This is a genomic window from Paenibacillus sp. FSL M7-0896 (assembly GCF_037975415.1).
Taxonomy (GTDB): Bacteria; Bacillota; Bacilli; order Paenibacillales; family Paenibacillaceae; genus Paenibacillus_AQ; species Paenibacillus_AQ silagei.
The window spans coordinates 4961455-4976802 of the sequence record NZ_CP150250.1; the positions used below are offsets into that span (position 1 = coordinate 4961455).

A 15348-nucleotide genomic window follows, 5' to 3' on the forward strand; every position below is an offset into this window, starting at 1 on the left:
TACCTATGACAGGAATTCTAGGCGGCAACCCCAAGGAAGAACCGATGCATTATGGAGAGATCTTCACCCTGTGGGAGACCTCAATGGCAGCAAAGGGTGCTTTATCCGGCTACAGAGCTCATATGTATCACGCCGGGGACAGCGACCTGAAAAAAATTCTGGCCGCCATGATCGACCAGGCGGAGCTGGAGATCAGCGAATGCGACTCGCTGCTGGCGGAGCAGGGCATTGCTGCTGCTCCGGCACTCCCGAATCGGCCTGAAGCGAGACTGGAGGATATTCCGGTGGGCGCACGGTTCACAGACCCAGAGATTGCGGCCATGGTTGCAGCCAGTCTGGCGGTTGGGATGGTAGCGTGCAGCCAGGCTATGGGGCAGTCCATCCGTGAGGATATCGGCGCATTGTTCGCCAAGTATCATCTCACCAAGGCGGCCATCGGCCTGAAGAACCTGCATTTGCTGAAGAAAAAAGGCTGGCTGGTGCCCCCGCCGCTGCTCGTGAAGAGACCTGAAACGGTCCACGCGTAACGCAGCAGCTCCGGTATCTGTACAGCAAGAGGCCCGCGATTCTTCGCGGGCCTTCTTCAGGTCTGGTTGTCCTATTATTGCCTTCTGCGGAATATGCTAATTATAAAAAGGAGGAGGACAACATTAACATATTCATAGGTTATATGGTTCTCGGGTTATCCCTGTCAGCCCCCATCGGGCCTATTAACGCCGCCCAATTGGACAAGGGGCTGCGCGGAGGCTTCCTGCCGGCATGGGTGGTGGGTCTTGGGGCCATCAGCGCCGATATTATCTACATGTTGCTTGTTTATTTCGGCATAATTCATCTGCTGGATGCCCCGTTCGTCAAGGCCTTCCTGTGGCTGTTCGGCTTCTTCGTGCTGGTCTACAGCGGCGTGGAGAGCATCATGCATTCGGGCGAACTCTCAGCAGCAGAGGTGCGCGGAAGCGGAGCTTCGCTGTCCAGATCCTTCGTGTCGGGATTCCTCATGTCGCTGTTTAATCCCCTCTCCATCCTGTTCTGGCTGGGAATCTATGGCTCTATCTTAGCCAAGGCCGTCAATGCGTATCCGATGCAGCAGTTATTGGTCTACAGCGGGGCCATTGTCCTCGGCATTGTGCTCTGGGATGTGACGATGGCGGCAGCCTCCAGCCTGTTCCGCACCTTCCTGACCCGGCGGGTACTGAAGGCGATCTCTGTCTTGTCCGGCCTGTCGCTGGTCGGCTTCGGCTTCTATTTCGGGATTCAGGCGGCCCGGCTGCTGTTCTCTCATTAGATCTTGTTCTTCCGCAGCCGGATGCCCTTAATCCGGAAGCCGGGTCCTCCCGGCAAGGAATGGAAGCTTCCCGTATGCGCTTCTGGGCGCTGTTCATCCCCTGCTCCCTCTTGCTTGTGCTTATTGCGGTAATGCTGGAGTATCCAGTCGCTTAGCGCAATTAAGGCTACGATCAGCAGACTGATATAGAAGCCCGGACGGCTGAGCTTATGGAACAGCGTTCCGCTGACCGCAGCCAGAATCAGTACCAGCCCGCTCCAGCGCTTCACCCCACTTAGCGTACTTGGCTTCAGCAACTTGGCCGAGGAGAGCAGGATGAAGGCCCAGTTATAGAGAATCATCAGCCCGGCGGCGGTGGTGATGTATTCGTACACTTTTCCCGGCAGCAGCAGTGCCATAATTACAGCCCCCGTCAGACCGCCCGCGATCAGGCACAGCGCCAGCAGCGGATACTTGTCCTTCCACTTCCTGGAGAACACCTTGGGCGCATCCCCCTCCTGGGCCAGCGTAAGCATCATCGAGGTAATCGCATACAGCGACGCAGTCATCGTAGAGAACCCTGCAATGATCAGCACGCCGTTGAACAGATGGGGCACGAAGGCCAGATGGTCGCTGCGCAGGGCCAGCACAAACGGACTCTCCTTCGGGTTAAAAGCACTAAGCGGCACCATAATCACCGCCAGTCCAATGGACAAGATGTATACCGTTCCCAGCCCCAGCAGCATCACCTTCCCCGCCTTCGGCGCTTCCTCCGGCTTCTGGAGCCGGTAAGACATAATTCCCAGCACCTCGATCCCGCCATAGGCATAGAAGGCGAAGATGAAGGCGGACCATAACCCGATGCCCCCTGACGGGAACAATGCCTTATAGCTCATTGGCACCTCCGGAGTGAACTTGCCACCGCCAATCCAGCCTGCCAGAAGCAGGGCCGCAATCACCAGGAACATAAGAATAGCCGCCACCTTGATGACGGCCAGCACGTTCTCCACCCGGTCGAAGCCTTTGTTGCCGAAGAATACAATCCCCAGCGCGACCACCGCATACCCGGCTGCAAATATCCACATCGGCACGCCTGCGAACCAGAACCGCGAGAAGATCGACAGCGCCGTAAGCTGGCTGCCCATAATCAGCAGCTCCGAGAACCAGTATAACCAGCCGCTGCCGAACCCCGCCCAGTTGCCGAAGGCCTGCTTGGCATAGGAGCGGAAGGAGCCTTGCTCCGGCTGTGCCGCCGTCATCCGCGCCAGCGCATCGAAGACGGCATACGTTCCCGCCGCCGCAAGCAGATAAGCCAGCAGCACCGCCGGCCCGCCCATAGATATCGCCAGCCCCGAACCGAGGAAGTACCCCGTGCCAATCGTCCCCGCAATACCGAGCAGGCTGAGCTGCCACCACTTCAGTTTCTTCTCATTGCCCGTTGATTCAGAAGTCTGCTTCATGAATTCCGTCCTTATCGTGTTCAGAATTGGAGAGGTCTCTAAGAATTCTATAATTCCCTAAGGGCGGGAATTCATGAATTTAATTTCGGGACAGATGCCTGTAACCGGTCTGTATGCTCTGAAGTGAGGTGTAACGGGGCAGGTAGCCTATTTGGGTGGCACTATGGTTAAGTGAATAATAGTTATTCTTGGAGCCGGTTATCGAGTTATAGGAAGAGTTATCTTCTATTTCATACCTAAGCCCGTAGTGATCTGCAAAGTAATCCAGAATCTCAAACTTCGCCGCAGGCTTCAGTGAAAACACATCATATACCTCATTTCCTGCCTCTTCCCTCATACACAGCTTGATAAGCTGGATCAAATCCTCGGGATGCACATAGTCCCTAACGATGTTGTCCGGTGAGGTGTGCAGTATCTCTCCCTTTCTAAGGTGGTGAATAATATCCGTCAGCAAATAACGGGAGTTCAAATCAATGAACGCGCTAAAAATACCGAAGACCCTTAAGTCCACAATGCGGTGCTGGCTCAGACTTCTGTGTTTGGCCTCCATGTTCAGCTTGGTAATCCCATAAAATTCCTGAGCGGACAGATGGTTGGGATCAAGCTTAAGCCATTTCCCGTCCGTAGCAGGCTGATCAAATTCAGACCCGTATACCGCCCCACTGCTCAGATTGATGTATATAGCAGCCGGATTCTTGTGCAGATAGTCCAGAATCAGATTGTCGTATTGCTCAGTAATCTGAAAGACCTGGAACGGATGTTGAACCAGGTTCTGCGGATCTCCAATTCCCACCCCGTTAATAATGACATCATAGTCCGCCGTTCGTGCAAATTCATTGTATTCACAGAGCTTAACACGCTCCTGAAGCTGGTTCTCCGTCAGGAAAAGGACCATTCTCTCCCTGGACCGTGAGAATAAATACAATTCATATTCCTGCGTCGCTGCAAGACCGAGAATCAGGTTCTTGGCGATATGACCCGTGGCTCCTAGAATGGCAATAGTCTTACGCTTATTGTTTATCATGGCCGCATCACCGAGATCTCCCGCAGCTTCAGCAGGCCATCCTCATAATAATCTTCATTCGCATAATAGTCCGTGTAATACTGCTCAAGGTTAGACACATCACTGGCAAATCTATTTCTAACAATTGTTCCGTACAACGGTAGAATCACATTGTAGAAGCGTTTCTTTTTTTCCTCTTGAATGGTCTCACTCTTCAAGGTACGGCCTTCATAATGGTGTAATGCATCCAGGAAATGTTTAATACATACCTCACCTACGTTGTATCCCTCCGGAGTTATTCCTGCGTAAAGATAAAAATTACGATTGATAATGCAAAACTTAGGATCAAGAATTAGAATTTCATAGAACCAGTAGATTTGATTAATACTTGTATAAGCATATTTGCTTTTATCCTCAATTTGATCCCACACGGATTTTTTCATAGTATTCATGGAAATCTGCATTGCATTATTACTCGTATGAGCCAGGAATAAGTCACCGCCCTCTAAAGTATAAACCCGGTTATCAGGATGAAATGGCATCGTATGAATCAGCGCACAATCCAAATGCTCCAGAAGAATTCCGATGAAATCAATCAGCGCTCCATCCAGCCAGTAATCATCGTCTCCCTGTAGTTTAATGAAGCTGCCATTAGCCAGCGTACTGACATAAGCGATGTTCAAGTCGCCACCGATATTCTGTTCATTGCGGCTGTAACGAAAACTGGAGAATAGGTTAGTGTATACACGGCCTACCTCCTGTGTATTATCTGGCGATGCATTATCTGACACCACTACTTCAACTAGATCCTCATCGGAGACCTGATTATAGATGGATTGCAGATTATTGCCAAGATGATGTACGCGATTGTAGGTCGGAATCACGATCGACAGCAGTGGATGTTCTGTGCGGCGGGCAAGTGCGGACTCTCTCTCCGTATCACTGTTCACTTTAACCCACTCCAGTAACTCAGGAACGAATACTTGTGTAACAACAGCCGGATTACCCGAGACTCTGCAAAAGCTTGGAACATGATCCACAACAACACTGTTAGGCTCAATAATACTGAATTTCCCGATCTTGACCGGTCCGTCAATTACAGCGTGTGCACCGATTACGCTTCCATCGCCCACTATCAGTTCCCCGCTGGTTTTAAGAACATCTGTCGCTTGTGCCCAGCCTGGATAACCTGGTCTGACTGAAGCCGCTACAGAGTCCGTCAAGCTGACATAAGGCCCAATCATCACATTCCGGCCTATATGGACTTTATGGCTGCACTGCACATGCAAACCTGTCTCTAACCGGCTCCCATCCCTGATTGTAAGTTGGGGAGTATTGCCCGAAGCCGGTTCATGAATGTTCCAGTAATACCCGCCTTGCACCGTGACATTTCTACCTATTGAAACGCTGGATGGATTCGATATGTAACCCGTCTCCTTCAGAAGTGATGGTGGATTGTTCAAGAGAATAGCCCCTTTTTCATTAAGACATTTACATATACGTTATTCACTAACTGCACAAGTTATGAGTCCATCTGAACCGTCAGGTCCAGGAGAAAATCCGGATGAAGTGAATCTTATGGACCTATTCCCGCAAAATCCGCATATAAATAGGCTTATCAAGTCAAGTGAAGCCGGCATGCTATGGGTATGGCTGTGTTTCAGGAAGGAGGAAGCATAAATGAGAATGAGGGTTGCGGATTATATCACGCACTCTTTATATGATGAAGGCGGGGAGACCGTATTCCTGGTCACCGGGGGAATGATTATGCATCTGACCGATGCGCTCTACCAGCATGGCAAGCAGGAATATGTCTGCTGTCACCACGAGCAGGCTGCCGCAATGGCCGCTGAGGCTTACGGAAGGATGACCGGCAAGCTTGGCGTCGCTTACGTTACCGCAGGGCCTGGAGCGCTGAATACCATTACAGGCATAACCGGAGCTTATGTCGATTCTTCCCCAATGATTGTAGTTGGTGGGAATTCCAAGGTTGCGCTTGCCCAGGTGAAAGGACCGCGGCAATTCGCTCTGCAAGGCTTCGATTCTCTGGATATTTTTCGCCAGATTACCAAATATGCTGTCAGGCTGGAGGACCTCTCACAAGTCCGTTATGAAGTGGAGAAATGCATCTATCTCGCCAAGAACGGCCGGGTAGGTCCGGTCTATCTGGAGGTGCCGGTGGATCTGCAAGGCGCAGCCTTTGACCCGGATGACTTCCCGGGATTCACAGAACCAATAGCCAAGGTACACGAGATCACAGATGCTGAGCTTGATCAGGTTCTTGCTGCGCTGAAGCGCAGCAAGCGGCCTTGTCTGCTGGCAGGTGCAGGCGTCCGGCATGGAGATGCGGTAGAAGCGCTGCATGCATTCGCGGAAGCTACCGGCATTCCCGTACTGACCTCCCGTCTGGGAATGGACCTGATGGATCATGATCATCCCCTGTTTGTCGGCCGTCCCGGTACATACGGTGACCGGCCAGCGAATTTTACGGTACAGAATTGTGATCTTCTGCTAACCGTGGGCTGCCGGCTTGGGATCGGGCTGGTCGGTTATGATTTTGCCGACTTTGCCAAGAATGCCTTCAAAATCCATGTGGATATTGATGCCAGGGAATTGAATAAGCCCTCGGTTATTCCTGACATTCCGGTGCAGGGAGAAGCCCGCAATTTCTTCATAAGGCTCACTGCGTTATGGGACGGAGAAGCCTCTTATACCGGGTGGGTCCAGCAGACACAATACTGGAAGCAGCGTTACCCTGTTGACTTGCCTGAATATGACGATGACAGCAGCGGCATCAATTCCTACCGCTTCATGACCCGGTTCTCAGAGCTCGCACCAGAGGATGCCCTCTTCGTAGTTGACACCGGCTCCTGCTTCCATGTCCATGCCCAGGCCTTCAAAGTCAAAGCCGGGCAACGGCATATCATCACAGGCGGATTATCCACTATGGGTTATACGCCCGGTGCCATAGGTGCATCGGTAGCCGCTGGCCGAAGAGAGGTCTTCTGTATTACAGGTGACGGATCGTTTCAGATGAATCTGCAGGAATTGCAGACCATCCGTCATCATCGGCTGCCTGTGAAGTTCATTCTGATCAATAATGGCGGTTATCTGCTGATCCGCCATACCCAGTCCAACTTCATGGGCGGGCGTTATCTGGGGGAAGGACCGGATTCCGGGGTAAGCTTCGTTCCATTCGAGCGGCTTGCCGAGACGTTTGACTTAGGCTATCTGAGAATCTCACAGCTTGACCAACTGGATGATCAGCTTAACGAGCTGTTCCGCCACCCGGGGCCGATGATCTGTGAGATTATGACACCAACCGATCAACTGCTCATTCCGCGTGTATCCTCCCGTCAGCTGGAGGATGGAACGATGATATCTACAGCTTACGATGATATGTTCCCTTTTCTGCCGAGGGATGAATACCAATCTAATTGCTTGGAGTGACTGCCATGCGCACGAATCAGCTGAACGTTGCCATCCTGGGAAGCGGCAATATCGGGACAGACCTGCTTATCAAAGTTCTGCGCTCCGAGTCCTTGACATGTTCCCTCTTCTCAGGGAGAAACCCGGATTCCAGAGGACTTCAGCTTGCCAGGGAGCTTGGCGTACAGGTATCCGACAGAGGCATCAATGCCATTCTGGACAATCCCGGATGCTGCGACATTGTTATCGATGCTACCTCTGCCGCCGCCCACATCCGTCATTATCCCTTGCTGAAGGAACTGGGCAAGTTCGTGATCGATATGACACCCTCGCAGCTAGGGACAACGTGTATCCCGGCTGTGAATCTGCAGGAATGTCTGGACAGTAACGATGTAAATATGATCACCTGCGGCGGCCAGGCTTCCGTGCCGCTAGCCTATGCTATTGCCCAGTCCCAAAAGGAGTTATCGTATATAGAGGTTGTATCAAGCATCGCCTCTCTGAGCGCAGGACCTGCCACAAGAATTAACCTGGATGAATATATTGGAGCTACTGAGGATGCTCTTCGCAGCTATACCGGCTGCAGGCGGGCCAAGGCCATCCTTAATCTGAACCCTGCCATTCCCAGTATAGATATGCAGACTACACTCTTCGCCGTTGTTCCTGAACCTGATATGGATAGTCTTAGCAAGGCAGTAGAGGAAATGGTCACCCGAATTCAACACTATGTCCCAGGCTATCAGATTATTGTACCTCCGGTCATTGAGAACGGCAGAATCGCCATGATGGTCAAGGTCCAGGGACTTGGCGACTTCCTTCCCACCTATGCCGGAAATCTGGATATTATCAATTGCGCGGCGATCGCCCTGGCAGAAGAATATGCCAGACGCTCGCTTATTGTGTGCAAAGGAGAATGATCATGCTCCCACTTATCATTAGCGACCCTACGCTTAGGGACGGCTCCCATGCTGTGAAGCATCAGTTGACCCGGGAGAATCTGGATCTTTATTCCCGGATGGCAGAGAAGGCAGGGCTAGCAGTGCTGGAGGTCGGACATGGCAACGGCCTCGGTGCCTCCTCTCTTCAGCTTGGTGAAAGTCTGCTGTCTGATGAAGAGATGCTGTCCATCTGCAGAAGCAATCTCCGGCACACGCTGTTATCGATCCATGTCATTCCAGGGTTCGCTACAATTAACCGCGATCTGCGGGCTGCCCTGGATCTGGGAGTCGATATCGTGCGTGTCGCCTCCCATTGCACAGAGGCAGATCTGACAAAACGCCATATCGAATATGTGCGCGGGCAGAACCGGACCGCTTACGGTGTTCTTATGATGTCTCATATGGCTCCCGCTGAGGTGCTGGGCATCGAAGCTCTTAAGATACAGAGCTACGGAGCACAAGCCGTCATTCTGATGGATTCGGCAGGTGCTTATCTGCCCAAGGATGTCACCGGAAAGATTCAGTATTTGCGCAGCATCCTTGACATCCCTGTGGGCTTCCATGCTCATAACAATCTGGGCCTGGCAATCGGCAACTCACTGGCTGCCGCCGAGGCGGGAGCCTCCATCCTTGACGGCACAGCACGCGGTTTCGGCGCCGGGGCCGGCAATGCGCAGCTGGAGGTGCTGGTTGGAGCGCTTCATCAATCCGGCTGGGACACAGGAATTGAGCTCTATGCGCTGCTTGAGCTGGCAGAGCAAGCAGAGAGTGCCTTCGCCAAAGCGCCCAAACTCGGCAGCATGAGTATCGTAAGCGGTATGGCCGGTGTGTTCTCCGGCTTCGTGAAGCCGGTGGAACGGATTGCCAAGGAGTACAATGTTGATCCCAAGGCGGTCATGGTCGAGCTTGGACGCCGGAAGGTCGTGGCCGGTCAGGAGGATCTGATTCTTGAGGCAGCGCTGACCTTAGCGCGACATGACTTCCCTTGAGCTTCAATAAATACAATAAAGCAGGCAGTTGTAACCCACGGCTGCCTGCTTCTGCATTACTCTGACCTGCCCCGTCTTTCTTCCAGCACCTTCTGCAATTCGCTTCTTTGGCCAAGCAAGACCTGATTACCCGGCAGGTAAGCCAAGGCCTGCTCATTATGCTGCCAGGCCTGCTTCCATTCTCTTGCAGCGGCGCAGCAGCGGCTGACCAAGACATGAGGTAGCCAGGTATAATAAGCTTGGGAGACAGGACGGTTCCCCGGTCCTGCTGTCTGCCGGGCGATCGCCTGGAGATACCAGTAGATTGCACTCTCCCACTCTCTGCGCTCCTCGAAGAATCCGGCGACACCGCAGCAGACATCCGCCTGGGGTAGCCCGTAGCTGAAGGAGCGGAAGAGGCTATTCAGCCTGAGCCCCGCTTCCCCCAGCTCCCGGTAACATTCGGACAGCCGCAGACAAGCTGTAATCCGTTCATCTTTGCAGCCGTTTGGTTCCTTCAGCAACTCTTCATAGGAAGTCGCCGCAGCTTGATAGTCCCGTGTCTCGAAGCATTCATTCGCATAGTGAAAGAGCAGCCTTCCTTCAGCCTTGCCTTCCTCAGCGATCCAGCGCTTCAGAATCTGCAGGTTGCGTTCCGTATGAACAGCGGATGGACGATGGTCCATGTAAATATCCGTGTTCATGGAAGCGCCTGCTCCAATATCCAGCTCCTCGTGGACACGCCCATGCCACTGGAAATGCTGCCCGCTTCTGACAATCCGGGGACGATATTCCGAATGGACCACTACTAAAGCGGAACCCGCTTGGGAGGGCTGTGGAAATAGCCGGCTTCCCATCAAGATCACCTCTACACCGGCTTGTTCCTCCTTCAGTTGCCGTTTCAAGCGGGCCAGTTTCTCCGCTTCAGGTGCGGCCAGAAGCTCATCGGCATCCATCCAGAACACGTAAGGCATCGTCGCCTGTTCAAAGGAATAGTTGCGGGCCGCTGCGAAATCCTCATCCCACGGATAAGTGAACACCTTCTCTGTATACCAGCCTGCCACAGTGACAGTCCTGTCCGTCGATCCCGTATCCACAATAATGATCTCATCCATCAGGTCTCTGACCGAGTCCAGACAACGTCCTAACACAGCTTCTTCGTTCTTCACAATCATACACAGACTGAACAGACCTTCCTGTTCTGCTTCCATCTCCCCGCCTCCTGAGAATGATTCGATATACAAAAATATAAAAAAGAAACCATCCCGCAAAGGATGGCCCTTAAGCTCGCTGCAAAATAAAGCAGGTTCCTTTCAGGATCAGGTTAATCTGTGAACAGACCATACAACACCTGGATCTGTAGCACCTAAATCCAAATTAAGCGCCAATCCATCTGGCTGATAGATGAGGCTGATCACATCATTTGCCGCAAGCTCCACTTCACCTGCTAAGGTAACAGTACCGCTTCTAAGAAGTGTTCTAAGGGTTAAAGTTCCGGCGACAGCCACATCCAGTACCGGTAATAATCCGGTGACCAGATCTATAGCTGGAGCTGGCGTAGTTTTTTGGACCACTAATGACGGATTCACATCTGCACCTAACGCTGTGGTGACCGCAGCATCAAAAGCAAAGTTAATTGTAGCTTCAATAGAGTACCTACCTGCTTCTGGAACGGTGTATTCACCCAAAACTGCATCGAATGCCGCATTGCCGTAATACGGCGACGTTTCTTCCCAGCCAACAAACGTGGCCGTGGTGCCTGTCACCAAGGTTGGCAGAAATACCGAGAAGCCTTCACCTGCTAATACAGGACCAGTCGTTCCTGTGACTCCTGTCATTCCTGTAAGCCCTGTAGCTCCCGTTTCCCCGGTAAGACCCGTGACTCCGGTGGCTCCTGTGGCTCCCGTTTCCCCGGTAAGACCCGTGACTCCGGTAGCTCCTGTGGCTCCCGTTTCCCCAGTAAGACCCGTGACTCCGGTAGCTCCTGTAAGACCTGTGTCTCCCCGAGCTCCTCCTCCGGGCCCTGTGGTTCCTTGGGGGCCTTGGAATCCTGTAGTTCCTGTAGGTCCAGGTTCTCCTGTTGTTCCTGTAGGTCCTGAGGCTCCTGTGGCTCCTGTGGCTCCTGATTCTCCTCCCCCTTGCCCGGTAGGTCCTGTAGGTCCTGCTGGTCCAGCTTCTCCTGGCGCCCCTGGTAATCCTGCCGGGCCTCTCTCTCCTGCCGGGCCTGTTGCTCCCGCCGGACCTGTGGCTCCGCCGCCACTACCACCTCTGTCTGCCCCTAACAATTCTTCCGATACTAAACGGTGTGCCGTTACCAATTGACCCGCTGCGTTCTTGCCCCATAGCGAGATCTGCACCGGCTCAACTTCCTCCGATGAATTCGGTGATGTAATAAATGTGAATTCATAAGCATTGACGTCGGCATAGTAATTCTTCGTGATTACCTGGTTCGCTGCAACATTGAGTAATTCGCTTACGTACATCACTCTCGTTCCGCCGGTCAATTGATAACCCTGAATGGTTAATGAGTACGCAGAAGCCTCGCTGCGGTTATCAATTTTGACTGTAACCTGCTGAGTAGGTCTCACTCCGTTCACAGGATTATTCTCAATAGGTCCTGTTGATAAAAAAGCCATTACATGGTCACATCCTTACAGATTTGGATTTCATTCCAGTATGCGCAGGGAATAATGCTCAACGGACAACCCCGGTCAGCAGCATACTTAATGATTAATATAGTAGTATTCAAGTGTACAGGTTTGGTGTGGACTTAGTGGATGAACTCATCAGAATGGGCTTCATCACCATCCACCAATTCTCCTCTGCTCTGTGAATACCAATATATGCTCCAAGTCCAGAATGTGTCCGTCAGTCAAGCTGGAACATTCTCTTCTTCGCTGTTCATGAATCTCAGCTACCCTCAACAAGAGATTCTTCTGCTATGCTGGACAAGTATTGTCCGTAGGTCAGCTTACGCAGCGGCCGGGCTAGCTCCAGCAGTTGCTCTCTGGTGATGTAGCCTTTATTGAAGGCAATCTCTTCGATGCAGGCCACGTAGAGCCCTTGCCGCTTCTGGACGGTCTCGACCAGATTAGCGGCCTCCAGCAGCGAATCCGGCGTTCCGGTATCCAGCCAAGCCATCCCCCGGCCGAACACCTCCACATTGAGTTGCCCTCTGTTTAAATATTCCTGGTTAACATCCGTAATCTCGATTTCACCGCGCCGCGAAGGCTTAATGTGTCTTGCAATCTCCACGACCTGCCGGTCATAGAAGTACAAGCCCGGCACTGCATAATGAGAACGGGGATACAGCGGCTTCTCTTCCAGTGCAACCACTCGACCCATGTTATCAAATTCCACAACGCCGTAGGCGGAAGGATCCTGCACATGGCAGCCGAAGATCGTGGCACCTTCCCGCCGCCGGACGGTTCTCTCCAGAATAGAGCTGAAGCTCTGTCCATAGAAAATGTTATCCCCCAGAATCATACACACATGATCCGCACCAATGAATTCCTCCCCGATCAGGAATGCCTCTGCAAGCCCCCGCGGCTGTTCCTGCACCGCATATTGAAAGGATAGTCCGAGCTGTTCGCCGGTGCCCAGAAGGTCCTGGAATAATCGGACATCTCTTCCGGTCGAGATGATCAGAATCTCCCGGATGCCTGCCAGCATCAAGACAGATAGCGGATAGTAAATCATAGGTTTGTCGTACACCGGAAGGATCTGCTTGGAGATCGACTTCGTTAACGGATGCAGCCTCGTCCCCGAGCCGCCCGCCAGAATAATTCCTTTCATCTATCCACGCTCCCCAATTCTTAACATTTCTCCCCTTGTCCCCTTGTTATGGAGTGAAGATCAACACCTTGGTTTCCGGAACCGTATGGGTTGATCTTCATTTATGTTATTGAATTTGGACTACACTTCTATTTGCTCTGTGTCTTGTAATGTCCGCTAGAGAAACTGTAATATAGCGGTACGAGAGAAGGATCACTGTCCGGATTATAATTAATGGTCCGAATTGAGAAATCCGCCATGCTAATTATATAAATGTTCTCCCACCCGATATTAACTAGATATTGGCTATCGCCAGTGAAATTCAGTGCACCGAGTTTGAAGATATCTGTCATTGGAATAGTCTGTGTCGTCTGATTGCTGGTTGATATCAGCTTGAGCTCCTGGGTTCCCTGTACACACACCCATCGTTCATCCGGTGACAGAATGATCGTATACTGATTGATAGGCCCCCGCAAACTGTTTAATAAGTTACCATTAATGTCGATACGGCTAACATTCAATGGGATATGGTTGTCAGGAGTTTCCCCATTGTCCATGATATAGGCTTCGCCGGATTTTAACTGACGAATCCCCCACGTGCTGTTATGACCAGCTGCAGGCTTTAAGCCGGTGTTACTGAAATTTCCAATCTCTGCGTAGACGTATAAAGTGTTCTTCATGGACGGTGTCAGCCGCACTTCCATACTGTCAGGCGTAACCACGAGTGGATTGGAGTAAGCCGTTCTTTCCAATGCGACCGAATAAGCTCCAAAAATATTCTCGGTAAGCGTTCCCGTTGCAATCTCATACGCATGAACCGCCGGATTATACTGACCCCCAACGAGTAAGAAAAAAGCATAACGGCTGTCAGGAGACACCGCAGAGTATTGTACAACGGATGTCGTGGAGAAGGTATCAATAATACTTCCATTGGCCAGATCAAAGACAATCGTCTGCACATTTCCAGTCGATATTCCAGTCGATATAAAAAGATGGCGCTGATCAGGGGTTAATAGCAGATCTAATACTTGCGCACCCAGGTTTAAATCCACTGTCCAATCGAGGGCGCGGGATTGAATATTGAACCGGTACAATTTATCTACAACCGCATAGTAAATGTACTTGTCGTCTCCTGAGGCGGCATAAGCTACTTGCCCTAAGAGAAAGTTGATACTAGGATCCACAGGGATTATTTGAATGGTAGCCGACCGGGCATCCAGGATTCCAACCCCACCATCCTTCAGAAAATAAGCCGTTGCCTCGCTGACGACGTAAGGTGTCCCGCTGCCCATTACCTCTGCCGCCAGATACCGGTTCTCCATAATCAGAGAGAGCGCACTCGGAATATTTAAGTCAATTTGCACTTGAACAGAATAGACTCCCGGTCCGGCTTCGGGGATATGCGTCAGGCTGAACGGGAATTGCACACTGGCTCTTTTGCCGGGATCAGCTTCACCGCTGCCATAGCCTTGGACGATGGACCTGAATTCAAATGAGCGGATCACTGCATTATTGTAGAGAACATTGATTGAAAGAGGAATTCGAACAGCTTCTGCCAGCGGGAGATAGGAGACGCGGAGATCCCCTTGTAGTTGTACGCGTTGTCCGGCCTTCGTCTGCAATGTATCCAGGGTGAGAACCGTTTGTAGCTCAGAGGTCAATACCTGTGAATCAGCACGATATTGATATAAGGGAGAGGGCACGGATTCGCCTGTCGCTCCGGTTGCACCGGAAGAACCTGCCGGTCCCGTCGGGCCTTTGCTGCCGGTACCTGTCGGTCCAAGTGCGCCCCGCAGACCTTCCACCCCTTGTGAGCCTTGCGGTCCTTTGACACTATACCCTGTAGTCCCTGTTACGGCTATTCCGGTTGCACCGGTAGGACCAATTCCTGTGAGCCCTGTCATCCCGGTCAGACCAGTCGGACCGTAACCTGCTGTGCCTGTGAAGCTTGCGGGAAGCCCAGGTTCGCCTGTATCTCCTGTCGGACCGGTCACTCCGTACCCTGTTGCCCCTGTCACGCCCTTATTGCCGTAATCACCGCCGCCGCCCCTCGTACCTTGGGTGCCAGTCGTTCCAGTCGGGCCGGTCGGACCGGTATGCCCCGTGGCGGCTCTAACGGCATGAACAGAAGCTATCCCTGCAACGGCTCTGCCTATAGAAGGATCTGCCTTGACGTTAATATAGCTGACGACCCGGGCTCGTATAGTGTACGCATACGTTCCCGGATTCGCCGAATGGTTGACCGTAACTTGTAAGGTTCTGGTAGTCTCTCCCGTTCCGGTATGGGACAGCGTGACCAGTTGAGTCTGCAGTACACTGCCGGAGAGCATCGTTTCCAGCTCAATCCGCAGCAAGGATGGACCGGAAGTCACTGCCTGGAAGATAACAGGAATCTGGAACGTTACATGCGCCTTAGGCTGCGCTGCAACAATGTCAAGTGTCTCTGCCAGGTGAATAGCCGGTCCCGGTGTTCCCAGAGGGAGAGTGGTTAGATTCGACATCACTTCACCGCCTT

At 52.1% G+C, this 15348-nt stretch carries 12 protein-coding genes; 5 read left to right on the forward strand and 7 right to left on the reverse strand.

Annotation, left to right across the window (positions count from 1 at the left end; genetic code table 11):
- Positions 1-5: 5 nt before the first annotated feature.
- Positions 6-527: a DUF3231 family protein gene (locus tag MKY12_RS21395; RefSeq protein WP_036731512.1), complete on the forward strand. Its 522-nt coding sequence runs from the start codon at positions 6-8 to the stop codon at positions 525-527.
- Positions 528-670: 143 nt separating this feature from the next.
- Positions 671-1282: a LysE family transporter gene (locus tag MKY12_RS21400; RefSeq protein ID WP_235192055.1), complete on the forward strand. Its 612-nt coding sequence runs from the start codon at positions 671-673 to the stop codon at positions 1280-1282.
- Here MKY12_RS21400 and MKY12_RS21405 read toward each other — a convergent pair.
- The 3 genes from MKY12_RS21405 to MKY12_RS21415 all read right to left on the reverse strand — a co-directional run bounded on the left by MKY12_RS21405 (position 1279) and on the right by MKY12_RS21415 (position 5187).
- The gene (locus MKY12_RS21405; protein WP_339310684.1) at positions 1279-2721 is read right to left on the reverse strand and encodes an amino acid permease; all 1443 of its coding nucleotides are present in this window, start codon (positions 2719-2721) and stop codon (positions 1279-1281) included. The genes MKY12_RS21400 and MKY12_RS21405 overlap by 4 nt on opposite strands.
- Positions 2722-2800: 79 nt before the next feature.
- Entirely contained in the window at positions 2801-3745 is a 945-nt protein-coding gene (locus tag MKY12_RS21410; protein WP_339310685.1) for an NAD(P)-dependent oxidoreductase, read from the reverse strand.
- Entirely contained in the window at positions 3742-5187 is a 1446-nt protein-coding gene (locus MKY12_RS21415; RefSeq protein WP_339310686.1) for a glycosyltransferase, read from the reverse strand. The genes MKY12_RS21410 and MKY12_RS21415 overlap by 4 nt, the downstream gene beginning before the upstream one ends.
- 217 nt (positions 5188-5404) lie before the next feature.
- Between MKY12_RS21415 and MKY12_RS21420 the strand changes: the two genes are divergently transcribed.
- The 3 genes from MKY12_RS21420 to dmpG are packed head-to-tail and all read left to right on the forward strand — an operon-like array spanning position 5405 to position 9080.
- Positions 5405-7174 (forward strand): thiamine pyrophosphate-binding protein, encoded by a 1770-nt coding sequence (locus MKY12_RS21420; protein ID WP_339310688.1) that lies wholly within the window; start codon positions 5405-5407, stop codon positions 7172-7174.
- Positions 7175-7179: 5 nt separating this feature from the next.
- Positions 7180-8070, forward strand: a complete 891-nt coding sequence (locus MKY12_RS21425; RefSeq protein WP_339249897.1) for an acetaldehyde dehydrogenase (acetylating) — start codon at positions 7180-7182, stop codon at positions 8068-8070.
- 2 nt (positions 8071-8072) lie between these two features.
- On the forward strand, positions 8073-9080 hold the full coding sequence (gene dmpG, locus MKY12_RS21430; RefSeq protein WP_339310689.1) for a 4-hydroxy-2-oxovalerate aldolase: 1008 nt from the start codon (positions 8073-8075) through the stop codon (positions 9078-9080).
- Between the two features lie 56 nt (positions 9081-9136).
- On the opposite strand, the gene MKY12_RS21435 is transcribed toward dmpG, so the two are convergent.
- From MKY12_RS21435 to MKY12_RS21450, 4 genes are all read right to left on the reverse strand, one after another.
- Positions 9137-10270 (reverse strand): glycosyltransferase family 2 protein, encoded by a 1134-nt coding sequence (locus tag MKY12_RS21435; protein ID WP_036731498.1) that lies wholly within the window; start codon positions 10268-10270, stop codon positions 9137-9139.
- Positions 10271-10378: 108 nt separating this feature from the next.
- Entirely contained in the window at positions 10379-11695 is a 1317-nt protein-coding gene (locus tag MKY12_RS21440; RefSeq protein WP_339249900.1) for a YVTN family beta-propeller repeat-containing protein, read from the reverse strand.
- Between the two features lie 274 nt (positions 11696-11969).
- On the reverse strand, positions 11970-12854 hold the full coding sequence (rfbA, locus tag MKY12_RS21445) for a glucose-1-phosphate thymidylyltransferase RfbA (protein WP_339249902.1): 885 nt from the start codon (positions 12852-12854) through the stop codon (positions 11970-11972).
- 128 nt (positions 12855-12982) lie between these two features.
- On the reverse strand, positions 12983-15334 hold the full coding sequence (locus tag MKY12_RS21450; protein WP_339310691.1) for a hypothetical protein: 2352 nt from the start codon (positions 15332-15334) through the stop codon (positions 12983-12985).
- Positions 15335-15348: the final 14 nt, after the last annotated feature.

What these genes read in the sequence shown, in the direction of transcription:
- MKY12_RS21395 (WP_036731512.1), top strand. Translation starts at nt 6, where the DNA reads ATGACAGGAATTCTAGGCGGCAACCCCAAGGAAGAACCGATGCATTAT.
- MKY12_RS21400 (WP_235192055.1), top strand. Translation starts at nt 671, where the DNA reads ATGGTTCTCGGGTTATCCCTGTCAGCCCCCATCGGGCCTATTAACGCC.
- MKY12_RS21405 (WP_339310684.1), bottom strand. Translation starts at nt 2,721, where the DNA reads ATGAAGCAGACTTCTGAATCAACGGGCAATGAGAAGAAACTGAAGTGG.
- MKY12_RS21410 (WP_339310685.1), bottom strand. Translation starts at nt 3,745, where the DNA reads ATGATAAACAATAAGCGTAAGACTATTGCCATTCTAGGAGCCACGGGT.
- MKY12_RS21420 (WP_339310688.1), top strand. Translation starts at nt 5,405, where the DNA reads ATGAGAATGAGGGTTGCGGATTATATCACGCACTCTTTATATGATGAA.
- MKY12_RS21425 (WP_339249897.1), top strand. Translation starts at nt 7,180, where the DNA reads ATGCGCACGAATCAGCTGAACGTTGCCATCCTGGGAAGCGGCAATATC.
- dmpG (WP_339310689.1), top strand. Translation starts at nt 8,073, where the DNA reads ATGCTCCCACTTATCATTAGCGACCCTACGCTTAGGGACGGCTCCCAT.
- MKY12_RS21435 (WP_036731498.1), bottom strand. Translation starts at nt 10,270, where the DNA reads ATGGAAGCAGAACAGGAAGGTCTGTTCAGTCTGTGTATGATTGTGAAG.
- MKY12_RS21440 (WP_339249900.1), bottom strand. Translation starts at nt 11,695, where the DNA reads ATGGCTTTTTTATCAACAGGACCTATTGAGAATAATCCTGTGAACGGA.
- rfbA (WP_339249902.1), bottom strand. Translation starts at nt 12,854, where the DNA reads ATGAAAGGAATTATTCTGGCGGGCGGCTCGGGGACGAGGCTGCATCCG.
- MKY12_RS21450 (WP_339310691.1), bottom strand. Translation starts at nt 15,334, where the DNA reads ATGTCGAATCTAACCACTCTCCCTCTGGGAACACCGGGACCGGCTATT.